Annotated in this window: 22 protein-coding genes; 17 read left to right on the forward strand and 5 right to left on the reverse strand. The window is 42.9% G+C overall.

Annotated features, from left to right (window positions below; genetic code table 11):
• Positions 1–411: 411 nt before the first annotated feature.
• The 5 genes from Q0R88_RS01130 to Q0R88_RS01150 all read left to right on the forward strand — a co-directional run bounded on the left by Q0R88_RS01130 (position 412) and on the right by Q0R88_RS01150 (position 6,802).
• Positions 412–2,382: an alpha-L-arabinofuranosidase C-terminal domain-containing protein gene (locus tag Q0R88_RS01130; protein ID WP_295711364.1), complete on the forward strand. Its 1,971-nt coding sequence runs from the start codon at positions 412–414 to the stop codon at positions 2,380–2,382.
• Between the two features lie 143 nt (positions 2,383–2,525).
• A complete protein-coding gene (locus tag Q0R88_RS01135) occupies positions 2,526–3,530 on the forward strand; it encodes a family 43 glycosylhydrolase (protein ID WP_295711366.1) in 1,005 nt (334 codons plus the stop codon).
• Positions 3,531–3,661: 131 nt separating this feature from the next.
• Positions 3,662–4,642, forward strand: a complete 981-nt coding sequence (locus Q0R88_RS01140) for a glycoside hydrolase family 43 protein (protein WP_295711368.1) — start codon at positions 3,662–3,664, stop codon at positions 4,640–4,642.
• Between the two features lie 106 nt (positions 4,643–4,748).
• Positions 4,749–5,780: a hypothetical protein gene (locus Q0R88_RS01145; protein ID WP_295711369.1), complete on the forward strand. Its 1,032-nt coding sequence runs from the start codon at positions 4,749–4,751 to the stop codon at positions 5,778–5,780.
• A gap of 68 nt (positions 5,781–5,848) precedes the next feature.
• Positions 5,849–6,802: a hypothetical protein gene (locus Q0R88_RS01150; RefSeq protein WP_295711370.1), complete on the forward strand. Its 954-nt coding sequence runs from the start codon at positions 5,849–5,851 to the stop codon at positions 6,800–6,802.
• A gap of 18 nt (positions 6,803–6,820) precedes the next feature.
• Here Q0R88_RS01150 and Q0R88_RS01155 read toward each other — a convergent pair whose 3' ends face one another.
• Complete coding sequence (locus tag Q0R88_RS01155) at positions 6,821–7,630, reverse strand: lysophospholipid acyltransferase family protein (protein ID WP_295711372.1); 810 nt, start codon at positions 7,628–7,630, stop codon at positions 6,821–6,823.
• Positions 7,631–7,878: 248 nt separating this feature from the next.
• Here Q0R88_RS01155 and Q0R88_RS01160 point away from each other — a divergent pair, with 248 nt between their 5' ends.
• Together Q0R88_RS01160 and Q0R88_RS01165 are read left to right on the forward strand one after the other, a co-directional pair.
• Complete coding sequence (locus Q0R88_RS01160) at positions 7,879–8,046, forward strand: hypothetical protein (protein ID WP_295711374.1); 168 nt, start codon at positions 7,879–7,881, stop codon at positions 8,044–8,046.
• Between the two features lie 16 nt (positions 8,047–8,062).
• Positions 8,063–8,971 (forward strand): metallophosphoesterase, encoded by a 909-nt coding sequence (locus Q0R88_RS01165; protein WP_295711376.1) that lies wholly within the window; start codon positions 8,063–8,065, stop codon positions 8,969–8,971.
• A 45-nt stretch (positions 8,972–9,016) separates the two neighbouring features.
• Here the strand turns inward: Q0R88_RS01165 and Q0R88_RS01170 are convergent, their stop codons facing one another.
• The 4 genes from Q0R88_RS01170 to Q0R88_RS01185 all read right to left on the reverse strand — a co-directional run bounded on the left by Q0R88_RS01170 (position 9,017) and on the right by Q0R88_RS01185 (position 12,121).
• A complete protein-coding gene (locus tag Q0R88_RS01170; protein WP_295711378.1) occupies positions 9,017–9,298 on the reverse strand; it encodes a type II toxin-antitoxin system YafQ family toxin in 282 nt (93 codons plus the stop codon).
• An 8-nt stretch (positions 9,299–9,306) separates the two neighbouring features.
• Positions 9,307–9,504 (reverse strand): hypothetical protein, encoded by a 198-nt coding sequence (locus Q0R88_RS01175; RefSeq protein ID WP_295711380.1) that lies wholly within the window; start codon positions 9,502–9,504, stop codon positions 9,307–9,309.
• A 149-nt stretch (positions 9,505–9,653) separates the two neighbouring features.
• Complete coding sequence (locus Q0R88_RS01180; protein ID WP_295711381.1) at positions 9,654–11,357, reverse strand: beta-xylosidase; 1,704 nt, start codon at positions 11,355–11,357, stop codon at positions 9,654–9,656.
• 83 nt (positions 11,358–11,440) lie between these two features.
• A complete protein-coding gene (locus tag Q0R88_RS01185; RefSeq protein WP_295711383.1) occupies positions 11,441–12,121 on the reverse strand; it encodes a GNAT family N-acetyltransferase in 681 nt (226 codons plus the stop codon).
• Positions 12,122–12,507: 386 nt separating this feature from the next.
• Between Q0R88_RS01185 and Q0R88_RS01190 the strand changes: the two genes are divergently transcribed.
• The 10 genes from Q0R88_RS01190 (at position 12,508) to Q0R88_RS01235 (ending at position 23,113) form a co-directional block, all read left to right on the forward strand.
• Positions 12,508–12,795, forward strand: a complete 288-nt coding sequence (locus Q0R88_RS01190) for a hypothetical protein (RefSeq protein ID WP_295711384.1) — start codon at positions 12,508–12,510, stop codon at positions 12,793–12,795.
• A 114-nt stretch (positions 12,796–12,909) separates the two neighbouring features.
• Positions 12,910–13,836 (forward strand): alpha/beta hydrolase, encoded by a 927-nt coding sequence (locus Q0R88_RS01195; protein WP_295711386.1) that lies wholly within the window; start codon positions 12,910–12,912, stop codon positions 13,834–13,836.
• 244 nt (positions 13,837–14,080) lie between these two features.
• A complete protein-coding gene (locus Q0R88_RS01200; RefSeq protein WP_295711388.1) occupies positions 14,081–15,133 on the forward strand; it encodes a hypothetical protein in 1,053 nt (350 codons plus the stop codon).
• 218 nt (positions 15,134–15,351) lie between these two features.
• Complete coding sequence (locus tag Q0R88_RS01205; RefSeq protein ID WP_295711405.1) at positions 15,352–17,586, forward strand: heavy metal translocating P-type ATPase; 2,235 nt, start codon at positions 15,352–15,354, stop codon at positions 17,584–17,586.
• Positions 17,587–17,601: 15 nt separating this feature from the next.
• A complete protein-coding gene (locus Q0R88_RS01210) occupies positions 17,602–17,814 on the forward strand; it encodes a heavy metal-associated domain-containing protein (RefSeq protein WP_295711406.1) in 213 nt (70 codons plus the stop codon).
• A gap of 206 nt (positions 17,815–18,020) precedes the next feature.
• Positions 18,021–18,419, forward strand: a complete 399-nt coding sequence (locus Q0R88_RS01215; protein ID WP_295711407.1) for a hypothetical protein — start codon at positions 18,021–18,023, stop codon at positions 18,417–18,419.
• 114 nt (positions 18,420–18,533) lie between these two features.
• Positions 18,534–19,055, forward strand: coding sequence for an AraC family transcriptional regulator (locus Q0R88_RS01220; RefSeq protein WP_295711409.1), 522 nt, complete (start codon positions 18,534–18,536; stop codon positions 19,053–19,055).
• A 25-nt stretch (positions 19,056–19,080) separates the two neighbouring features.
• Complete coding sequence (locus Q0R88_RS01225; RefSeq protein WP_295711411.1) at positions 19,081–19,596, forward strand: DUF3347 domain-containing protein; 516 nt, start codon at positions 19,081–19,083, stop codon at positions 19,594–19,596.
• Positions 19,597–19,639: 43 nt separating this feature from the next.
• Positions 19,640–21,901, forward strand: coding sequence for a multicopper oxidase domain-containing protein (locus Q0R88_RS01230; RefSeq protein ID WP_295711413.1), 2,262 nt, complete (start codon positions 19,640–19,642; stop codon positions 21,899–21,901).
• Between the two features lie 588 nt (positions 21,902–22,489).
• On the forward strand, positions 22,490–23,113 hold the full coding sequence (locus Q0R88_RS01235; protein ID WP_295711415.1) for a hypothetical protein: 624 nt from the start codon (positions 22,490–22,492) through the stop codon (positions 23,111–23,113).
• The last annotated feature ends 1 nt before the right edge of the window (position 23,114 follow it).

A 23,114-nucleotide genomic window follows, 5' to 3' on the forward strand; every position in this document is an offset into this window, starting at 1 on the left:
CTCCTCTCGAGAGGGGCGGAGGGGTGTGTTTATACAAGCGGCCGAGGAACGCAGATGAACACACCCCTGCAACCGCACTTTCTACCGCGCCCCCTCTCGAGAGGGGAACTTTAGAAAAAGCTAGGGCCCTGTGCGAATCCCCTCTTGAGAGGGGATGCTATGTGAACACATCTTTTTAATAGAAGAAAATTGTCATTTCGATAGAGCGAAAGGGAGTGTGAGAGAGCCGCGAAAGAGAAATCTTAGGCGACAGGCAATTGAAAAATGCATATTGAATTGCAGGATGTATAAGATTTCTCACTCGTACCTCGTTTCGAAATGACAATCTTATAATACTAAAAAAATAATGATTGTTGAAATAACACTTAATAATATTTTTTTTGTAGTTTTAGCGTACCAACAAAACCAAAAATGATCAGGAAAGCTTTTTTAACTTTTTGCAGCGCCGGTATGCTTTTATCGGCACATGCGCAAACGCCTAAGGTTTATGCCATCCAGGCCGATAAAATTAAAACACCTATTAAGTCAACCATGTATGGTATCTTTTTCGAGGATATTAATATGGCCGCCGATGGTGGTGTATATGCCGAGCTGGTAAAGAACCGTTCGTTTGAATTCAATATGCCTTTGGCTGCATGGACCCAACAGAAAAAAGATGGTGGCGATGGTCGTATAGAGGTCATCAACCGTTCTGTAGAAAGGCCGGAGAATCCGCATTTTATAAAAGCCTATGTATCGTCAGATGCAGGCTTTTTTGGCCTGGCCAATGAAGGTTTCCGTGGAATGGGGATCAAAGAGGGCGAGGAGTACAGCTTCTCTGTAATGGCAAAACAGGATGGCGATACCAACGTAAAGCTGAACGTGGAACTACATGGCGATAACGATGCCATTATCGGTACTGCCGAACTTACACCAACAGACAAAGAATGGAACAGGTATAGCGTAAAATTTAAATCATCGGCAACTGTAAAAAAAGCTAAGCTATATGTTTGGCTAAGTGGAAAAGGTACTATCGATATGGATATGATCTCCCTGTTTCCACAGCACACCTGGAAAGACAGACCGGCCGGCTTACGTGCCGACCTGGTGCAAAAGTTAGCCGACATGAAACCCGGTTTCCTGCGTTTTCCCGGCGGATGTATTGTGGAAGGCCGCGAACTGAACAACCGTTATCAATGGAAAAAAACTATTGGCAATGTTGACAAACGCACCAACATCATAAATCGCTGGAATACAGAATTTGCAAACCGCTCTACACCCGATTATTACCAGACCTTCGGACTTGGTTTTATGGAGTATTTCATGACTGCCGAAGATATTGGCGCTTCGCCGCTGCCTATCTTGAATTGTGGTATGGCCTGTGAGTTCAACACCGCCGAATTGGTGCCGATGGATCAGCTGGAGCCCTACCTGAATGATGCGCTCGACCTGATTGAATTTGCCAATGGCGATGCCAGTACCAAATGGGGCAAGTTGCGTACCGACCTTGGTCACCCGGCACCATTTAATCTGAAGATGATAGGTGTTGGTAACGAGCAATGGGGGCCGCAATATGTAGAACGCTGGAAAGTTTTCACCAAAGCCATCAAAAGTAAATACCCTGATGTGAAAATTGTATCGGCTTTAGGTCCATCACCTGATGGAAAAGAGTTTGATATGCTGAACAAAACCTTCCGTGGTTTAGGTGCCGATATTTTGGATGAGCATTATTATGCGCCACCAAAATGGTTTAGGGACAATGCCAGGCGTTATGATAACTACGACCGTAAAGGCCCTAAAATATTTGCTGGCGAATATGCAGCACAGAGCGTACATACCGTTAGTGTGGATAACAAGAATAACTGGGAATGCGCCCTTGCCGAAGCCGCTTTCATGACCGGTTTAGAGCGCAATGCCGATGTAGTAAACATGGCATCATACGCACCACTATTTGCCCACGTAGATGGCTGGCAATGGACACCAAACCTAATCTGGTTTGATAACCTGAAAAGCTATGCCACTCCGAATTATTACGTGCAGCAGTTATTTTCATTAAACAAAGGCACTGATGTAGTACCACTTACCCTTAACAATGATGTTGTTGCCGGGCAGGATGGCTGCTATGCAACCGCCAGTTTGGATAAAAACACCAATGAACTGATCATCAAATTTGTAAACACCGGGGCTACCGCGCAAAATGTAAGCTTTAAACTTAACGGAGGCAGCTATCAAAAACAGGCCAATGTAACCACGTTAAGCAGCGATAAAGGCAACGCTGAAAACTCTATCGAAAACCCAACGGCAGTAAGCCCTGTGCAAAGTACCCTTGCGGTTAACGGAAAAGCGTTAAACATCAATGTGGAGCCGTACGCGTTTAAGGTTATAAGGTTGAAGAATAAATAGGGGTAAGACCATCTTCCCCACCTCCCGTCATTGCGAGGTACGAAGCAATCTCTACATAGGCAGGTCAGCCTTGCACAGGCCGCCCTGTAAAGCAAAGAGATTGCTTCGTACCTCGCAATGACATAGTTTTTAAACCATACATTTTGAAAAAACTAACCATAGCCATATTCCTGCTGCTTACTAACATCACGGCCAATGCACAGGAATTGCGCACCGATATTTCGGTGCATGATCCGGTGATCATTAAGCAGGATAGTACTTATTATATTTTTTGTACGGGCATGGGCATAGCTATGTGGTCCTCGACCGATAAGGTACATTGGAAGCCGGAGCAGCCTGTTTTTGGCACTGCTCCGCAATGGGCGATTGATGCTATCCCCGGCTTTAAAGGCCATATCTGGGCACCGGATATTTCGTATCACGATGGTGTGTATTACCTGTATTATTCGGTATCGGCATTTGGGAAAAATACATCGGCAATTGGGGTGGCTACCAATGCCACATTGCACACCAATGATGTGGCCTATAAATGGGTAGATCATGGTAAGGTGATCCAGTCCATTCCCGGCAAAACCAATTGGAACGCTATTGATCCTAATTTGGTTACGGATAAAGATGGTACACCATATTTAATATTCGGCTCCTTTTGGGATGGCCTGAAATTGGTTAAACTTAATAAGGACAGGCTAAGCGTTGCTGAAGATATAGACAACCTGCCCACCATCGCTTCGCGCAGAAAAGATGCCGTAGAAAAACTACCAGCGGTTGATGGTAACCCCGTTGATGCAGGTGGCAACGCTATTGAAGCGCCGTTTGTTTACAGGCACGGTAAATACTTTTACCTGTTTGCCTCTATAGATTATTGCTGCAAAGGGCCAAAGAGCACTTATAAAATGATCATCGGCAGATCAAAAACCTTAAAAGGACCATATCTTGATAAAGCTGGCCTCGCCATGAATAAGGGCGGCGGCACTATTTTATTGCAAGGTGATAGCAACTGGTATGGCGTAGGTCATAACGGCGTAGCTAATTTCGACGGTGATGATTATATTATTTACCATGCCTATGATGCTGCGGATAGGGGCATCTCGAAATTGCAGTTGAAGAAATTGAATTGGGTTGATGGTTGGCCGATGATTGGGAAATAGAAACGGCGTCATTGCGAGGAACGAAGCAATCTCTACACAAGCAAATCGGTCTGCACAGTCCGCTCTGTATAGCAAAGAGATTGCTTCGTGCCTCGCAGTGACGTGATTTATATGAGTTAATAATACTTACAATGAAAATATCAACATACTTCATAACACTAATAACCGCATTCGGTTGCTTAGCCTCAGCACAGGCTCAGGTAAACGGCGATACCGTCATCCATGCAACCGGTAACCCCATCATTCGCCATGAATTTACGGCAGATCCGGCGGCAATGGTGTACAAGGGGAAAGTATATTTATACACGGGCCATGATGAAGCACCCGCCAATCAAAATGGCTATGTAATGCACAGCTGGACCTGCTTCACATCATCAGATATGGTAACCTGGACGGAGCACCCATCGCCCTTAAATGTAAAGGATTTTACATGGGCAAAGGCCGACGCCTGGGCATCGCAGGTGATTGAGCGCAATGGTAAGTTTTACTGGTATGTTGCTGTTGAGCATGGTACAATTCCCGGCAAAGCCATAGGTGTTGCGGTAAGTGATAGCCCAACCGGTCCGTTTAAAGATGCGCGGGGAACGGCCTTAGTTACCAACGATATGACCAAGGCAGCCAAACACCCCTGGGATGATATTGACCCATCGGTTATAATTGATAAAGACGGGCAGGCTTACCTGTTGTGGGGTAATGGCGTTTGCTACTATGCCAAACTAAAAGCCAACATGACCGAGCTGGACGGTCCGATAAAAACCATCACTCTGCCCCATTATACAGAAGCACCGTGGATTCACGAGCGCAATGGCTGGTATTACCTGTCATACGCCTACGAGTTTCCCGAGAAAATTGCTTATGCCATGAGCAGGAATATTAATGGTCCCTGGGTTTATAAGGGGATAATTAACGAGCTGGCCGGCAACTCCAACACCAACCACCAGGCCATTATTGAATTTAAAGGCAAAAATTATTTCATCTATCATAACGGCGCTTTGGTGCCCGATGCCGGTAGTTTTCACCGCTCGGTATGTATTGATTACTTGTATTATAATAAGGATGGTACCATTAAACGGGTGATAATGACGAGTGAAGGAGTGAAGAAAGTAAAATAAATATCGCGGTAGATTATGTTTGAATAAAATATTTTTCGAGGTTAAAAAAAGATATTTTTGGTTATTGTAACTGACCCTATTTGCAGTTAATTATAATAAGCCTCATATGTATAAAATTTTACTTGTTCAATTTCTTCTCCTGCTAAGCTGCCTAAACCTGTACGCGCAAAACAAGCAGGAGTTTGAGCTTGGTCCCCCTGAGGTCAAAGTTAAAAACAGCTTATACAATAGTCTTAAACTCCTTGATTGCAGGTCGGATACCACCAATATTGGGTTTGTGCAAACGGGTTTATTTAACCGGAAGGCTACGGTGGTTGCTAAAAAGCCTTTGGCTCAACAGTTTTCAATATTGTTAAATTCCCTTACCGATTCAACAGCTAAACAGGGAGAGCTGTTGCTACAATTACGGCAATTGGGTTTTGCCGAAGTCACAGGATCTGTAAGCGAAAAGGGTTATTGCTATTTCAATGCGCAACTTTACTCCAAAAAGGCTGGTCAGTATCAATTAACTGCGGCAATAGATACGGTAGTATTAGTAAAAGCCATGGATGTAACCAACGGGTTGCTAAAGGCCGGAAGCGCAACTATAATTAATTTTATTGCCGCCAATCTTTTGCAACAGCCCCATGAGGGTAACTTTTACACCTACCGCGAGGTGTTAAAAATGGATAGCGTTGAAAAACGGAAGATAAAACTTTATAATACGGCAACTTACGTAGATGGCCTATACTCCAATTATAAATTATTTATGGAGCAAACGCCCGATAAGCAAATAGTTGTTGAAGGGTATCAGATATACCCGGATGCTGTGAAAGCAAAAGATGAGAATGGAAAACTTAAAAAAGTACAGGCTCAAAATATTTATGCTATAGTTTATAAAGGGCAGCCCTATATTGCTTCCAAACACGAATATTATCCTTTAAAAAAGGTAAAAGACGATTTCTTGTTTACCGGTACAGCAAAGGTAACGGCCTCTACAGGTGATGTAGTTGCCGCGACTATGCTTTTTGGCGGTTTAGCCGGTTTGGCCGTCTCCAACGCAGAAGCGACGTTTGAAATGAAAATAGATCATAAAAATGGAACTTTTATCAGGTTAAGGGAAATTCCTGATCCGCCAAAGCCAGATTATTACGAGTAATAAAAATATACTTGATACATATTTAGGTATATTAGCATGGGCCGCTTTAAATCTAACAAGATATCACATTGAAATATTCCCTGCTATTTCTCCTGTTTATATGCTTTGCATCAACCAGCGTTATGGCGAAAGGGCCAACTGCGGATACCGTAAAAACCGGGGTTTATATTACCAGTATCCACGATATTAATTTTAAGGATAAAGAATATACCATTGACCTTTGGCTGTGGCTGAAATACGAAAATAGGAAATTTGATTTTTTGCAGAACCTGGAAGTGCCACAGGCAAAAACGGTTACCAAATCGTTTTCAACTATCGATTCCAGTGGTAACAAGGTTTATATGCTCATGAAGCTGCAATGTGTGATGAAGGATTCCTGGGCAATTAACAACTTCCCGTTCGACAGGCAAAAACTAAGATTTTCTATCGAAAACTCTCAGTTCGATTCCCAATCGCTGGTGTTTGTTGCTGATACGCTGGGCAAACATTTCGACCCGCGTTTTACACTAAGAGGGTGGAATATTGATAGTCTTAACATCAGCACCGGCATTAAGGCCTACGAAACAGCATTTGGCGATGAAAGCCTGAAGAAACCCCATACCGAATACAGCAATTTTAAAGTTAGGTTGCAAATTAATAGGGACGCCATGGGCTTGTTCTGGAAAATGTTCCTGGGCATGTATGTGGCCTTCCTTATTGCCTATATGTGCTTTTATATCCATACGGATAGTATTGATTCGCGCTTTGGGCTAAGTGTAGGCGCACTGTTTGCTGTTATTGGTAATAAGTATATCATTGATTCAACACTACCGGAATCAACCACATTTACCCTGGTAGATACCCTGCACGGGATGACTTTGTTTTTTATACTTACCGTAATCATTTGCACCTCATATTCGCTGAGGCTTGTAAAGCAAGAGAAAATAGCCAGGGCCAAAAAGTTCGATTTTATAAGCGCCCAGGTTTTGCTGGTTATTTACCTGTCGTTAAACGCCTGGTTTATTTATAATGCCAACGGTTAATAAATTATTGCAGCTACTTTAAGCTGCAACTTCTTTTAACTCATATGTTTTAGCCCTTAGTATGGGTAACAGCTCATCAGCTTTTTGCTGCGTTTGAAAATCACCGGGCAATATGGGCTTGCCAATACGCACACGTAATACCATCCCTTTTTTATTAAAAAGCTCGGCAGGCAGCATGGCGGTTTGCAAGGCTGGATGTATGTATCTGAGCAAACTAAAGCCTATTCCATTATCACCATGAAAATAAATGGGAAGTACCGGGACACCGGCTTTGGCAATAAGTTTGCCAACAACAGGGTGCCATTGCCTGTCGGTAACCCGTTTTGTTTTAAAATCAAAGGCAGAAACTTCACCGGCGGGGAAAATAGCAACCGGGGTGCCGTTTTTGAGTTTGCACAACGTGTTTTTTAGTCCGCTGATGCTGGAGCTATCTTTAATGGCTTCAAACGGGTTAACGGCGATGATGTAATCGGCCAGGTTTGGTACCCGTTTTAGCAGAAAATTGCCCATAAACAAGGTGTCCTCTCTTGATGAAACCAGTAAATTAAGCAAAGCGAGTGATTCAACAGCGCCGTAGGGGTGGTTAGCTACCGCAATAAAAGCACCTGAAGCCGGAATATTGGCCAGGTCCTCTTCGTCGATCTGAATGGTGATGCCTAAAAAATCCAGTACAAAACGGGTAAAGGCAACACCCTGTAACATGCCGGCCTGCTGCATCATACTATTAAAAGCATCTATTTTCATCAGCTTCATTAAAAAAGTAGCTAAACCGGGAAGCCTTTTTGTTCCCGTAGCCTTAATAACATCATTTTTGCTGATTACCGCCATTTGGCAAAGTTAAGGCTGCGGTGTAAAGGAATAGATGGATTGTTGTTATGCTTTGGGTATTGAATTAGCGTTTTTCTGCAGGCGACATCCGGTATATTACTATTTTGTTAAATAATTCACATGTACTACTAATACCCAAAAAGTGCATTTAACTTTGCACCGGTCATTGAGATCATTGCGTAGGGTGCTGGCCGGCAGCATATGAAAGGTTCGAGTCCTTTCCCTACATCTGTTTTATTAAACCGGTTATGGAAACGATAAATTATCCCTTAGTAATTGCCGTGGTACTTGCACTGGCTGCACTGGTAGTATGGCTCATCCGCAGGAATCAAAAGGATGAAAAAGATTATGAAAGGGATAGCAATCGATCAGAAATGAAGCCGGAAAAAGGGGTACATAAAAAGCCCCGTATCTAACCTGTTTACGTTATACATGCAAAGAAGATCAGCATTAAAAAATATTGGCGGCCTGTTACTGGCGCCAACCCTCGGTTTTGGTAACATCATTGATCCTAAAAAAAGTGTGCTCAGGGTGGCACACCTGACCGATATTCACCTTAAAAATAAATTCGACGCGCCTGCTAAATTTGTTAAATGCCTGCATCATATGCAGCAGCAAAACCCAAAGCCAGATCTGGTACTGAATGGTGGTGACATTGTTTTTGATATGAATAAAGAAAACATTGGCACCATAAACGACCAATGGCAGCTGATGAATGGTATTCTGAAAGCCGAAAGCAGCATCCCCACGCACTATTGCCTTGGCAACCATGATATATGGTGGAACGAGAACGACAAAAACCAGGCTATTTATGGCAAGCAGTATGCGATGGATCAGTTAAAACTTTCAAAGCCCTACAACAGCTTTATCAAAGGCGGCTGGAAGTTTATTTTACTGGATAGTGTACACCTTGATATTGACGGAACATGGTACATTGGTAAACTGGGCGATGAACAGTTTGCCTGGCTGGAAAATGAATTGAAAACTACCGATCCTGCCATGCCGGTGTTGGTCATGTCGCACATCCCTATCCTTACCGCTACGCTAATGATTGAGGATGATATTATTAATAAATGGGTAATGCTTGGTGGCGATATGCATACCGATACGGCCAAAATAATTCGCTTGTTTTACCAGCATCCCAATGTTAAATTATGTTTGAGCGGCCACATCCACCTAAGAGATAAAGTGGTTTATAATAATGTTACCTACATCTGCAACGGTGCTGTAAGTGGTGCATGGTGGGATGGAAACCGACGCGAAACCGCGCCCGGCTATGGGCTGCTTGATCTTTACAGTGACGGAACGTTTGAGGAAAAGTATGTGAATTATTTGGGGTAAGGGAGGGGGATTAATGTATTTCTGGAGTAATCCTGGGTTTAGAAATTAAAATAGATCTGAATGTGTACCAGTTCTTACTAACTCTAAAAGCATTATTTGTTCATTCTCATCCCAAATGAGTAACAGGTCGGGTTTTACATGGCATTCCCAATATCCTTTATAATCGCCGCTAAGTTTATGAGGTTGATGCTTTTTGCTTAATCCTTTATGGCCTTTTTCTGCAAGTACTGTGATTAGTTGCTGCAATAGTTGTAGATCTTTAACTGATCGCTTTTTAAGTAATTTCAAATCTTTTAGAAATTTTGCTGAGGTAACAATTTCAAACATAGATTTGATCAGATACTGTTAAAAAGGTCTTCAACACTTTTGAATTTTTTTCCCTTGCCTGCTTTAAGTTCATTCATTGCAGCTATAGTATCAGCGTTTGGAATATTAACCTCTTTTTTTACTTTAATGGTTACTCCAAGTTCTTTTAAAAATTCTTTAACCAGGCGGGTTTTATTGTCTGGTACTTTTATTTCGAGGGTTTGCATATACAAAAAGATTTTTACGTCTTATGAATTTATTTAATTAACCATTATGAATCTGCATTAAGCGCCATAACAGTTTTAAACGTTAAACAAATTTACTTAATTAAGCTCGACATATCAAAAAGCATTCCATGCGTTAATTAGTTTGCACCCTACCAGCTCATCCTCAGCAATGCCACCCCCTGCCTTGGCAATAAGATCTCTGTACTTAATCGTCCCGATTTAACAGGTATTGCTATCGGTTTACCCAAGGTTTGCAATTGCCCCGCCTTTTGCAGTTCTTCAATTTGTGCGGAAGTTGGAGTCTGCGGCGATCCCATTTTTTTCCAGGCCTCGTAGGAGTTACTATGTTGCTCATCAATCCGGTATTGCGTAAGTGTAACCGTGTTGGCAGGCAAATCATTAATGGTGACTTTTACAGTATTCCCGGCATCACGGATGTCATCATCATGATAGTTCCAAACCATTAAGGTAACTTCCTTTTTATCTTTAGTGGCCAATGCGCCTATATCGGTATGTGAGCCCCTTAAGCCTGAGTCAATCACTGTTTTAACCGGGTACATATGATCTCCCTGTATCTTAATTCTTTTGCCCTTCATCATTCCAAACATCCGGAATACGTTGAGTACTGGCTTATCGACTCCGTTGGTGGCCAGGTCCCTGAAACCGTAAAACCAGGGCTGATCTTCGAACTCAAACGACCATGAAACCGCGCCCATGAAGTTTACACCCAATGAATCGGCCAATTGGTATTCGCGGGCAAAGGAGGCCGCGGTATAACTGGAATACATAGTGCCGTTGCGATAGGCGTTGGATGGGTTAGTAGCCATGCCGCAGGCCGCGCAGCCTTCCGGGTCAGACTCACCAATAACTATAGGCAGGTTTTTGGTTTGCGGATAAGATGCTACAATTTTGAAGCCCTCGGCAATATCGCGCATCTGTGGAGCCATATTCATCCGCACATGACCATTGGTTACCGTTGGCTGCCCTTTGGCATGAAATGATAGCACATCAAGCGGCGAGCCTATTTTGCCGGTCGCGTAATTGGTATCGGCTACGCAATGTTCTATAAATGCTTTCAAAAACTTCATCCCGCTTTGGCTTGATCCTCCGGCTATTTCCGGTCCGCCAATTTTGCCCGTTGGCAAAGCTCTTCTCAGGCCATGGGCTGCATAATCATACATTTTAAAAAACTCGGGCATGGTTCCTTTCCAGTAGCCAATGTTGGGCTCGTTCCACACTTCCCAGTACCAGCTTTCTACCTCTTTTTTCCCATATCTTTCTACCGAATGTTTTACCCATTGGTATATCAGCTCTTCCCATTTATGGTAATCTTTGGGCGGATAGGTCCAGCCGGTATAAACATCATTATAATCGTCGCCGGGTTTCCAGTGGTGCTGGTATGGTTGCGGATGAGTTGAAAGGGCCTCTGGCATAAAACCAATTTGCGTGTAGGGTTTAATTCCCAGTTTAATGTAAGTGTCAAATATGCTATCAACCAGGTGCCAGTTATAAACAGGCTGGCCATTAGCATCTTCGGTATAAGCATTGGTTGATCCCCATTTAAGGGCGGCTTTGCCATCACCAGTGGTAAGCAGGTTATGCACACGCAAATGAACAGGCACCGGGCTAAGTTTTGCCAGCTCGGTAAGTAGTTTGCGGCCATCTTTCATGTAGGTATAGTTTGGCTCATCGTGGCCAAACCAGGCCCAAACCGGGCTCATTTCTGCTGCTTCGTCTTTTAAATTTACGGTAATTGTTGCAGGCTGCTGTTTAGCTTCCTGTGCGTAAACGAGTGGGGAGCTCAGTAAATAAAAAAGTACAACCAAGCCGAAATACCCTGTTTTTGTTCTCATAAATTAGATGAAAGGTTATTTCACTAATATATGATAAGTAAGGTCAATTTGGAGCTGATGGTTTGTATCAATATCATTGATAATTAAACTTTTTGTATCGCGCAAATGCTCATCACCCTTCGTGTTACAAATCCCAGTTTTTCATAAAGTTTAATAGCATTTACGTTATTGTGCAGCACATGCAGAAACGGCGTACAATCCTCTGCTTTAATAAGCCGCACCTGGTGTTGTATTAATTGGCTGGCGTAACCTTTGCCTAAGTGGTCGGGATGATTGCAAACAGCACTTACTTCCATGTAGGGCGAAGGTTGTAAACGCCGCCCTGCCATGGCTATCAGTTGCTGATCGTTAAAAATGCCGTAGTAATTTCCAAAATCAATAGTGCGGTTAAAAAACGGACCGGGGTTGGTTAGTTTGGTGAGTGCCAGCATGGCAGGGATATGCTCATCCCGTAAAGGGACAAGTTCCACATCGGTTATAGCCTCAGGCGCCGGGTTAGTGTATACCATTTGCAAAACCCGCATTTGCTGAATCGTTTTCCATGGCTGAGGGATCTCCATTTCTTCGGGACTAAAAACAGCTACCGTAGTTGAAGGTGGCAGGAGGTTATACAGGGTGTCGAAGTTCTCGGGCGTATTTTCTGCCATACCTGCAAATGGGGATACATCTTTTATAAAGTATTTAACCAGGTTGGTGCCTGTTGAAAGGTTTTTGTTCCCAGATGTTAAAGCATTCCAGGCCGGGTTATTTAATGGGTGGTCCATTTTAATGTTTGTATAGTTTATTGCAAGTTTATTTGGCGAAATTATACAAAATACCAACGGGCATTAAAGTTAAATGTTTTGTATTAGGATAGACTGACTATTTCGGGTGTGCATTTTTTCGATATATGGTGGCATTTTAAGTTTAAACACGCATATAAAATAGGCTAATAATCCTGTCAATTTGACTTGTTAATGACACTAAAGCCAAGCACGGGCTATTTTTTTGCGGGCGGCTGCACGCAGGGATCTATGAAAATTTTATGAAGTTTTTAAAGTGGAAAAATAAACACTTGCAAAGTGATAAAAATCACATGGTTTTGGATTGAAATTTGCTAAGGTATTGAATAGCAAACGAGTAAGGAGCCGAAACTGTAATTGAAATTGCCATGAAAAACATTAAAAAAAGATTAAGCGATGCCTTAACAAGCAGGGTTATTGATCTGCATGACCAGGGATATACTGACGATTTTTTATCAATAAAGGATGAAAGATTTTTATGTCTCCAAAACAGCGAAGATTTTTCTTTAGCTGATCTGAATATTAAAGTGATTGACGAAGGGTTTGATCAGTTATCAAATACTTACAAATACATACATACTATTGAAACCACGAACGGGGAAAAAGGTCTGTTGATCACCGATGTTGTTTTTGCTGATCTTGAACCTGTAAATTGATCAGGGTATTGAAGCTTTTTTCAATGATAATTACCCGGAACAGATTTACGGGTAATGAATGTTCTTTTCATTTTTGAAAGGGGGGCGGCTGACTGCACATAAACAAATCATACTATGAAAATAAAAACAACTACCCTGTTATTGGTAATCCTGCTTACCATGTTTTCATTTGCGGCAATTGCTGTTGTTAAACCAGCTTCGCCGCCTGCGGGTTTTAAGCATCAATATGCTACCGTAAACGGCGTTAAAATTCACTATGTAACAGGGGGCAAGGGCGAACCTTTGCTGCTGGTGCATGGCTTTGGCCAAAACTGGTATATGTGGAACCGTTTAATGCCCGAGTTATCTAAACATTTTACCGTTATAGCACCCGACCTGCGCGGCGTTGGCGAATCTGGCAAACCTACCGGCGGGTACGATAAGAAAACGATGGCCGTTGATTTGCATGAGCTGATGAAAAAGCTGGGCTATCAACACCTTAACCTCGCAGGTCATGATATTGGCCTTATGGTAGCGTACGCCTACGCCGCCCAGTATCCCCAGGAGATAAAGAAGATTGCGCTGATGGATGCCTTATTGCCAGGAGTTGAACCCGTATGGAGCCAGGTACGTGCCGGTGCATGGTGGTTTGGTTTTTTTGGGATGCCGCACTCGGGCGAAATTGTTGCCGGTAAGGCTGGGTTGTTTTTAACCAACTTTTGGCCATTGGTAGGTTATGTAAAAAATCCATTCACTACAGCCGAAAAAAATGAGTTCATCAGGGCATACTCTGTGCCTGGCGCTACAACTGGCTCGTTCCATTGGTTTGGGGCTTTCCCGCAGGACGCTAAAGATAATGTGGAACTGATGAAAAACAAATTGCCTATGCCGCTGCTGGCTATGGGGTCTGAGCACTTTGCCGCTCCGTTTTTGGCAGCCCATAGCAGACTGGTAGCCACCAATGTAAAAGAATCTGTTATCAAAGGATCGGGGCATTGGATAGTGCAGGAAAATACGGCCCAGGTTCAAAAAGATCTGCTGGCTTTTTTCCTGGAGAAATAATTAACGCCAAACGGTCAATAAATTTATAGGCTTTATACATGATCGGAAGCGGATACAATTCCCGCTTTGTGCCCGCCCCCTTAGGCTAATGGAACAGCTGCCATAAATGTAAAACGCGATTTTTCAGGGGAGCATAGGCTGCGGGTTTTAATTTAATAGTTTAGCTAAAAAGCAATAATCCGTTCATCAAAATGTTATTTTACTGTACATTGCCTTCATTTACAAACCTGAAATTTATATAGAAATGAAATACCTCTTTTTCCTGGTCTTATTAGGCTTCGGCTTTATAATTTTATCTTCCTCGTCGCCTCAAAATAGCGATGTTATTGGGCAAGGCAAACAGCCCCAGGTAAGTATTGATAATAAGGGAATAGTTAGAGTAGTATATGGGTTGGACGAAAATATTTTCTGCGCTACATCTAATAATCATGGGCAAACGTTTTCAAAACCGGTTTTAGTAGCTCATATAACCGGCATGCACCTGGGCATGGGCCGAGGGCCGCAGTTAAGCAGTTCGGCTAATTATTCGGTTATTACGGCTATGGATAAAACCGGGAATATTCATTGGTTTAAACTGGATCATACTGCGCAGAAATGGGAGGCGATGGGCCTTATTAATGACCAGAAAGGATTGGCCCCGGAAGGATTGATGGCAATAAGCGCGGATAAAGAAAATCATTTTTACGCGGTATGGCTGGATACCAGGCTGGGAGGCAGCAACCAAATATGGTTTTCTTCCTTAAGCGGCAATGCAAAGGGATGGTCCGCTAATCGTTTAGCATATCAATCGCCAGATAAACATGTTTGCGAATGTTGCAAGCCGAGCATTGCCGTATCGGGATCAACGGTTGCCATTATGTTCAGAAACTGGCTGAATGGTTCAAGAGATCTTTATGTGGCTAAATCAACAAACGGCGGGCAAACTTTTTCTGCTGCTCAAAAAATGGGAACAGATACCTGGAAGCTTAACGGCTGCCCCATGGATGGCGGAGCGCTACGCATTGCACCATCAAATAGTATACAAACGGTATGGCAACGTAAGGGCGATATTTATTATGCCCAGGCTGGCAAACCTGAAATATATATAGCTAAAGGAAGATATGCTAACATTACCGGCAGCACAGCTAATGCCGTAGTAACTTATCAAAATATTGATACCCTGAACATGGTGTCTCTTCCTGATAAAAAAGCAACTGTTATAGGCATCGGGAGCTTTTTAAAAGTGGCGCAATTAACCAATAAAAACGAGTTTTTTGTTTGGGAACAAGGTAATGACATAAAATTCAGAACGCTGTAAATAGCACTTTTGGAATATTAAAGATTTTAAGCAGGGGCGATTATATTAGTTTATAATCGCCCCTGTTTGCTGTCGCTTGTCGCTGGGAGCAGCATCGGAGGGTAATCGATGGCCTGATTTACTACATGGCAAATCACCATATTATATAAATCATTCCCGGAATACTGTAAGGCCGCGGGCTGAGGCTGGTGGTAAATTTGTACTATTAAATTAGTATAATGTTAGTACAAAAATCACAAACGCTTATCTTCCCGGTTACCGGCATGACCTGTGCTTCCTGCGCATCAAGCGTGGAAACTATGCTTGGTGCACAAAGCGGTGTTGATAAGGCAGAAGTTAATTACGCAACACAATCTGTCAAAGTTTCCTTTCATCCGGATATAGTACAGCCCCTAAAGCTGAGGCAATCTGTTCAGTCAATAGGTTATGATATTATTATCGACACAACAAACGGAAAGCAGAAACAGGAAGAAGCACAGCAAGTATATTATAAAGCACTTAAAAGAAACATTACCTGGGCTACTATCTTAACCATTCCCGTGGTTTTAATAGGGATGGTTTTCATGGATATGGCCTACGCAAATTATATCATGATGCTGCTTTCGGCCCCGGTGCTGTTTATTGCAGGTAAAAATTTCTTTATTGGTGCGTGGAAACAGGCCAGGCATGGCCGGGCCAACATGGATACCCTTGTGGCCATGAGCACCGGGATAGCTTTTTTGTTTAGTGTTTTTAATACAGTAAATCCGGGGTTCTGGCACCGGCAGGGTTTGCACCCGCATGTTTACTTTGAAGCGGCATCGGTGGTTATTGTTTTTATTATGCTCGGCAAATTACTGGAAGAGCGGGCAAAATCCAATACATCTTCGGCTATTAAAAAACTGATCGGGTTGCAACCCAATTTGGTTTACCTGGTTACTGCCGATGGTGAAAAGGAAATTGCTATTGCTGATGTGCAAATAGGCGATCAATTGCTTGTACACCCGGGAGAAAAGATAGCTGTTGACGGCGAGGTTTATGATGGCAGATCCTACGTGGATGAAAGCATGATTAGCGGCGAGCCCGTAGCCATTGAAAAAAAGCAGGGAGATAAGGTTTTTGCAGGCACGCTTAACCAAAAAGGCAGTTTTAGGTTTAAAGCCGAGAAAATAGGGAGTGATACCCTACTGGCCCATATTATTAAACTGGTGCAGGAGGCACAAGGCTCCAAAGCGCCGGTGCAAAAACTGGTAGATAAAATTGCAGGCATCTTTGTGCCGGTAGTAATGCTTATTGCTTTACTAAGTTTAGGTGCCTGGCTTGTATTTGGCGGCAGCCATGCCTTAACACATGGCTTGTTGGCTATGGTTACAGTACTTGTTATCGCTTGCCCATGTGCATTGGGCCTGGCTACGCCTACCGCCCTTATGGTGGGCATTGGCAAAGGGGCAGAAAATGGTATCCTGATCAAGGATGCAGAAGCCCTGGAGTTGGGTTACAAGGTAAATGTTGTAGTACTGGACAAAACAGGAACAATAACAGAAGGAAAACCCGTGGTTACGGATCTCATCTGGGCAAAAAATACCGGGCAGGATATCAATCAATTACAAGCCTGCTTTTTAGCGATGGAGCGGTTATCTGAACACCCTTTAGCCGACGCCGTTACAAGCTATCTGCAATCAATGGGCACCAGCTCGGTGAACGTGGATTCTTTTGAAAGCCTTACGGGCCGGGGAGTGAAGGCAGTGCATGATAAAAAGATTTATTACGCGGGCAGCCACAAATTGGTTGAAGAAAAGGGCATTGCTATACCAGCCGATCTGCAGGAAAATATTAATACCCAATTAAGCCTGGCCCGCACCGTGATTTATTTTGCAGATGCGAAACAGGTACTGGCTATAGTAGCGATTACCGATCAAATAAAAAAGAACTCGGCAGAAGCTATTAGTCAGTTAAAAAAACAGGGGATTAAAGTGTTTATGCTAACCGGTGACAACGCACAAACCGCGGCCGCTATTGCTAAGGAAGCCGGGATTGATCATTTTAAAGCGGATATTTTACCATCTGATAAGGCGGCGTTCGTAAAACAATTACAGGCAGAGGGCGATACGGTAGCAATGATTGGCGATGGTATTAACGATAGTGAGGCATTGGCACAGGCCGATGTTTCTATTGCGATGGGCCAGGGATCGGATATCGCGATTGATGTAGCCAGGATAACCCTGGTATCTTCTGATTTGCAGCAGGTGCCTAAAGCGTTAAGGCTTTCGCAGCTAACGGTTCGCACTATTCGTCAAAACCTGTTTTGGGCCTTTATATATAATTTGATAGGTATACCCATTGCGGCAGGTATTTTATATCCTATCAATGGATTTTTGTTAAACCCGATGATTGCTGGGGCGGCTATGGCGCTAAGTTCCGTTTCGGTAGTGAGTAACAGCCTGCGCTTAAAAATTTCAAAACTTAATCTTTAAAACACATATATAAACATGGAAACTTTAAAATTCAAAACCAACATCAATTGCAGTGGCTGTGTAGCAACAGTTACGCCTTCATTAAACAGCTTAAAGGGCATTGATAAATGGAACGTAGATACAACAAACCCTAATAAGATCCTTACCGTTGAAGCTGGGGAAGAACTATCATCCGACGGAATCATCAGCGCCCTAAAACAAAAGGGCTTTAATGCCGAAAGGGTTTAAACCATACATAGCCAATAGCCCAATAACCCGGGCTATTGACTTTTAAAATAAATTCGGCACGATGTGGTGGTTAAAAAAAAGCGATTTCCCTGCCAATAACGCGAGCTATTGGCTTTTAGCCATATGAACTGTTTTACGTAATTTTATAATTTAATTACGGGGTTTTATAAAAAGCATGTTTTATTAAAAGGTAACTTTGTTATTAAATGAAAAGGGCGGCAATCATCGGCATGGGGGCATTTTACCTGTTACTTACAACAGGGATGTTTGTTTGTATCGTTCATTGTGCCGCTGCTAACCTGTTTAAAAAGCCAGCCATGTCAATGGCTAATGCCGGCGCTGACAAAGAGAACAAAAAACATTGCGCGGATGGTAAGGATTGCGGATGCTGTAAAAAGCACGGTGAATATACCATCAAAGAAAATATTAAACCGGCACTTGATTACCAATTTTCACCAGTAGCTGTTTTAGCTAATTATACAATAACCCCTGGTTATTTATTGCGAAAAGCAATAGGCAACGACTTTGCCTGGACAGAGCGTAAGGCACCGCCCGGAAAATCCGGTAAAGAAATCTCTATTCAATTTTGTTCCCTACAGATCTGATCAGGCTTAACCGCGTCTTTTGCGGATTGGACACTTATTGTCTTTTTATTTAAACAGCTTGAAAAGAAATACATGATATTACATATTAAAAATATGGTTTGCGATCGTTGCATTATGGTCGTAAAACAACAACTCCAAAATTTAACGCTTGAGGTGGAGGATGTTAACCTGGGTGTGGCAGTTGTAAACCCAGAACCCGATGAAAGCCAGATGGTTGAAATAGCATCGGCCTTAAAGTTACTTGGCTTTGAGCTGATTGATAGTGAAAAAGATAAGCTGATTGAACATATAAAAAATATCATCATCCAGGAAGTACATTATTCAGATCTTGCTGCAAATAATTTCAATTTTTCGAGTTTACTTGCGGCTAAATTAAATAAGGATTATGCTTATCTGAGCCGCCTGTTTTCTGAACATGAAGACACAACCATTGAAAAATATATTATTCAGCAAAAAGTGGAAAAGGTAAAGGAACTGCTGCAATATGGTGAGTTAAATTTAAACGAAATTGCCTTTCAAATGGGCTATAGCAGCAGCGCGCATTTATCGGCACAGTTTAAGAGTATAACCGGTATAACGCCCAGCCAGTTCAAAGCTACAGAAACCAAGGGGCGCAAACCTATCGATAAACTATAAAATCAAATTCATAAAACTATACATCATGAAATCACTAAAAAAATTGTTATTAGCTTTTACTTTATTAATAGCTTGTACACAGATCAAGGCCCAGGAATCAACCACAGCAGGCGCTATAAATAATGTGGTTACCGCTTACCTGGGTGTTAAAAATGCGCTTATAGCCGATAACAGTGCGGTTACTGAAAGCAAAGCCAAAGATTTGCTGGCCTCTATCAGCGCTGTACCGATGAATAAATTAACTCCCGATCAGCATAAATTATGGATGACCTATATGGAAAAGCTGCAGTTTGACAGCAGGCACATTAGCGAAAGCCCGGTTTTGGATCATCAGCGCGAACATTTTACCAGCTTGTCCAAAAATATGTACGAGGTGGTTAAAGGCTTAAAATTAAACAGCACGGTGATTTATGAGCAATATTGCCCTATGAAAAAAGCCACCTGGTTAAGCGAAACTGCCGCTATTAAAAATCCTTACTATGGTAAGCAAATGCTTACCTGCGGAAAAACTACGGAAATGTTGACTCCGGTAACCAAATAATTTAATCAAAAGCTGCTGGCGAGTTTCCGGCAGCTCACATATTATGAAAATATTTATTTTATTTATACTGAACCTTTTAGGGTCGGTTGGTTTGGCCTATGCGCAACATGGCGGTATGAAAATGAATGATGGCGAAAAACATCAGCCATTTTACACCAAAATTGGTAAGCGCGAAATTTACCATTTATACATTGGCGATACCACGGTGAGCTTCACGGGCAAATTAAAACCCGCGATGGCTATAAACGGAAGCATACCCGCGCCGGCATTGGAATTTACCGAGGGGGATACCGCCGAGATCTATGTACATAATGGAATGATGATGGAAACATCCGTCCACTGGCATGGGCTGATACTGCCCAACCGGTATGATGGAGTTTCATACCTTACAACGGCGCCAATTAAGGCTGGCGAAACCCATTTTTATAAATTTCCGCTGGTGCAGCATGGTACTTACTGGTACCATTCCCATACCATGACCCAACAGCAAAGCGGAATGTACGGCGCATTTATTATTCATCCAAAAGAAGAAGTTGCACAAAAGGAATACACGCTGTTGCTGAGTGATTGGGTTGATGAAAACCCCGACCAGGTGGAGCGATCACTACATAATCAAACCGATTGGTATGCCATCCGCAAAGGCAGCACCCAAAACTATGCGGAGGCTATTAGTGAAGGTCATTTCAAAACCAAACTAACCAACGAGTGGAAAAGAATGGTTGCCATGGATGTAAGTGATGTTTATTACGATCGCTTTTTTAGCAATGGCAAAGTGGCAAACCATGCCGCGCAGTTTAAAAAAGGCGACCAGGTAAAACTGCACGTCATCAATGGCGGCTCATCTACCTATTTCTGGCTCAAGTATGCGGGCGGTAAAATTACAGTTGTGGCCAATGACGGCGAAGACGTACAGCCCGTGCAGGTAGACCGGCTGATTATAGCGGTAGCCGAAACCTATGATGTAGTTGTTACCATACCTAAAGATGGTAGTTATGAGTTTTTAGCTACCGCCGAGGACAGAACCAGGTCGACCTCGTTATGGTTGGGCAGCGGGGCCGAAGTAAAAGCAAAGCCTTTGCCCCGGTTAAAGTACTTTGAGGGGATGAAGATGATGAACGGTATGATGGGTGTGGATGGTAACATGAAAAAGATGGACGGTATGGAAATGACCAACCAGGTTATGGACATGAACACCGTAATGTACCCGGAAATTACGGGCGATGACGCCATGAAACAAGATACGGCGACTGCAGGCAAAAAAATGGCGGATATGCCGGGTATGGAAATGGGTAATGCCGACCTGGTAACATTAAACTATGGCATGTTAAAAGCCGTTAAGCCTACCAATTTACCGGCGGGGCCTGTTAAATTATTGCACTTTAACCTTACCGGTAATATGAACCGTTATGTATGGACTATCAATAACAAAACGGTTTCAGAGGCGGATAAGATCCTGATAAAGAAGGGCGAGAATGTGAGGATCATTCTTTATAACAATACCATGATGCGGCACCCTATGCATTTGCATGGGCACTATTTTAGGGTGTTAAACGGGCAGGGAGATTATTCGCCCCTAAAAAACACGCTTGATATTATGCCTATGGAAACGGATACCATTGAATTTGCGGCAACCGAAAGCGGCGATTGGTTTTTCCATTGCCATATACTGTACCACATGATGAGTGGCATGGGCCGGATATTCAGCTATGAAAACTCGCCGGTTAATCCGGAGGTGCCTAACCCTGCTGAGTCAATAAAAAAGGTGTATGCCGATGACCGCCGCTTTTATGCGATGGCCAAAATAGGGCTGGAAAGCAATGGCAGCGATGGGAATCTAAGTTTAGCAAACACCCGCTGGAAACTATCAACCATGTGGCACTTAGGCATCAATAACACTAAAGGCTATGAAAGCGAAACCATGGTTGGGCGCTACTTTGGGCAGATGCAATGGCTGTACGGCTATGCGGGTTTTGATTATCATTATAAAAAAACCACCGAGCAGGAAACAAATCTTTTTGGGCAGGCGAGTAATAAAAATAACCGCAAAACAGTAGTTGCCGGTTTGGCTTATACATTGCCAATGCTTTTTATTGCCGATATGAGGGTAGATGGAAATGGTAAACTGCGGTTCCAGCTGGGTCGGGAAGATATTCCTGTAACCAGCAGGTTGCGGCTAACGCTGATGGGAAATACCGACAAGGAATATGCGGCGGGTCTACGATATATCATTACCAAATATTTTTCTGTATCAAGCCATTATGATAGCGATATGGGTTTGGGCGGCGGTTTAACGCTCACTTATTGAGCTATGATCATACCTTGTTTGGAAGATATAAAAAGGTAGGGGCCATGTGTGATTTCTTCTTCGGGGAAGGAGGAGGTAGGGGTTAAACCAGGAGTTTAAGCACCGTTGCAGATGGTATGTCGACGAAACCCCTCCCTGCCATTGCGCGCATTTCAGCCGCACCCCTCCCGTTGGGAGGGAATTAAAAACACGTTAAGAAATCTTCTGAACGCCTATGATCTACGGCCGGGTATAAACGCGACTATTACTGTAACAAAAGGTAGGGTTATGTGCGATTCCTTCCTCGGGGAAGGAGGGGGTAGGGGTTAAATCAGGAGTTTAAGCACCGTTGCAGATGGTATGTCGACGAAACCCCTCCCTGCCATTGCCGCGCATTCAGCTGCACCCCTCCCAACGGGAGATCGCAAAAAAAGCCGCTGCGTCGCGCCGTCCGTCGGCTGACGGGTCTGCATTCCACATGCAAAGTAATTAAGTGATGTATCTCAGCCAATCAAATGATTTCTATTATTTACCCTATCACTCTCCTCGTATTCTTAGTACCTTAGATCAAAACTATACGTTTTAAAATAAGATACTAAGATCGAATATATGTGGTGGCAATACTTACTGGTTTTTGCGGGTTCTTTTTTGTTTGATGTTGTTCCTATCCCATTTCCACCGGCTTTTACAATTATGATTTTTTTACAGGTGACCTATGGTTTAAACACCTGGTTGGTTATTATAATTGGAGTTACCGGCTCCATTATTGGGCGGTACATCCTTACTTTATATATTCCATTACTTGCGGGAAGAATTTTTAAGAAAGCAAAGAATGAAGATGTACAGTTCCTCGGCGAAAAGATGAAAGAAAAAGGATGGAAAAGCCAGGTGGCCATATTGGCTTATACTTTATTGCCTTTGCCAACTACTCCTTTATTCCTGGCCAGTGGTATGGCAAAAATAAACGCAAGGTATATCATCCCCACATTTTTTGTAGGCAAATTTACCAGCGACGCGCTTACCGTACATTTAGGAAAATATGTATCGGAGAACGCGAAAGGCATAATGGCAGGAGGGTTCTCCTGGAAATCAATTATAAGTTTAATATTGGGATTGCTTTTTATCTCTTCTATTTTATTTGTGGAATGGCGGTCGTTAATTCAAAAAAATAAGTTTGTGTTGAATTTTAGAATCTGGAATAGAGCGAAGAAAAAAACAACTCATGTAGGGTAAT

Source organism: Mucilaginibacter sp., from assembly GCF_025362475.1.
Taxonomy (GTDB): Bacteria; Bacteroidota; Bacteroidia; order Sphingobacteriales; family Sphingobacteriaceae; genus Mucilaginibacter.

What these genes read in the sequence shown, in the direction of transcription:
- Q0R88_RS01130 (WP_295711364.1), top strand. Translation starts at nt 412, where the DNA reads ATGATCAGGAAAGCTTTTTTAACTTTTTGCAGCGCCGGTATGCTTTTA.
- Q0R88_RS01140 (WP_295711368.1), top strand. Translation starts at nt 3,662, where the DNA reads ATGAAAATATCAACATACTTCATAACACTAATAACCGCATTCGGTTGC.
- Q0R88_RS01145 (WP_295711369.1), top strand. Translation starts at nt 4,749, where the DNA reads ATGTATAAAATTTTACTTGTTCAATTTCTTCTCCTGCTAAGCTGCCTA.
- Q0R88_RS01155 (WP_295711372.1), bottom strand. Translation starts at nt 7,630, where the DNA reads ATGGCGGTAATCAGCAAAAATGATGTTATTAAGGCTACGGGAACAAAA.
- Q0R88_RS01160 (WP_295711374.1), top strand. Translation starts at nt 7,879, where the DNA reads ATGGAAACGATAAATTATCCCTTAGTAATTGCCGTGGTACTTGCACTG.
- Q0R88_RS01165 (WP_295711376.1), top strand. Translation starts at nt 8,063, where the DNA reads ATGCAAAGAAGATCAGCATTAAAAAATATTGGCGGCCTGTTACTGGCG.
- Q0R88_RS01170 (WP_295711378.1), bottom strand. Translation starts at nt 9,298, where the DNA reads ATGTTTGAAATTGTTACCTCAGCAAAATTTCTAAAAGATTTGAAATTA.
- Q0R88_RS01175 (WP_295711380.1), bottom strand. Translation starts at nt 9,504, where the DNA reads ATGCAAACCCTCGAAATAAAAGTACCAGACAATAAAACCCGCCTGGTT.
- Q0R88_RS01180 (WP_295711381.1), bottom strand. Translation starts at nt 11,357, where the DNA reads ATGAGAACAAAAACAGGGTATTTCGGCTTGGTTGTACTTTTTTATTTA.
- Q0R88_RS01185 (WP_295711383.1), bottom strand. Translation starts at nt 12,121, where the DNA reads ATGGACCACCCATTAAATAACCCGGCCTGGAATGCTTTAACATCTGGG.
- Q0R88_RS01190 (WP_295711384.1), top strand. Translation starts at nt 12,508, where the DNA reads ATGAAAAACATTAAAAAAAGATTAAGCGATGCCTTAACAAGCAGGGTT.
- Q0R88_RS01195 (WP_295711386.1), top strand. Translation starts at nt 12,910, where the DNA reads ATGAAAATAAAAACAACTACCCTGTTATTGGTAATCCTGCTTACCATG.
- Q0R88_RS01200 (WP_295711388.1), top strand. Translation starts at nt 14,081, where the DNA reads ATGAAATACCTCTTTTTCCTGGTCTTATTAGGCTTCGGCTTTATAATT.
- Q0R88_RS01205 (WP_295711405.1), top strand. Translation starts at nt 15,352, where the DNA reads ATGTTAGTACAAAAATCACAAACGCTTATCTTCCCGGTTACCGGCATG.
- Q0R88_RS01210 (WP_295711406.1), top strand. Translation starts at nt 17,602, where the DNA reads ATGGAAACTTTAAAATTCAAAACCAACATCAATTGCAGTGGCTGTGTA.
- Q0R88_RS01215 (WP_295711407.1), top strand. Translation starts at nt 18,021, where the DNA reads ATGAAAAGGGCGGCAATCATCGGCATGGGGGCATTTTACCTGTTACTT.
- Q0R88_RS01220 (WP_295711409.1), top strand. Translation starts at nt 18,534, where the DNA reads ATGGTCGTAAAACAACAACTCCAAAATTTAACGCTTGAGGTGGAGGAT.
- Q0R88_RS01225 (WP_295711411.1), top strand. Translation starts at nt 19,081, where the DNA reads ATGAAATCACTAAAAAAATTGTTATTAGCTTTTACTTTATTAATAGCT.
- Q0R88_RS01230 (WP_295711413.1), top strand. Translation starts at nt 19,640, where the DNA reads ATGAAAATATTTATTTTATTTATACTGAACCTTTTAGGGTCGGTTGGT.
- Q0R88_RS01235 (WP_295711415.1), top strand. Translation starts at nt 22,490, where the DNA reads ATGTGGTGGCAATACTTACTGGTTTTTGCGGGTTCTTTTTTGTTTGAT.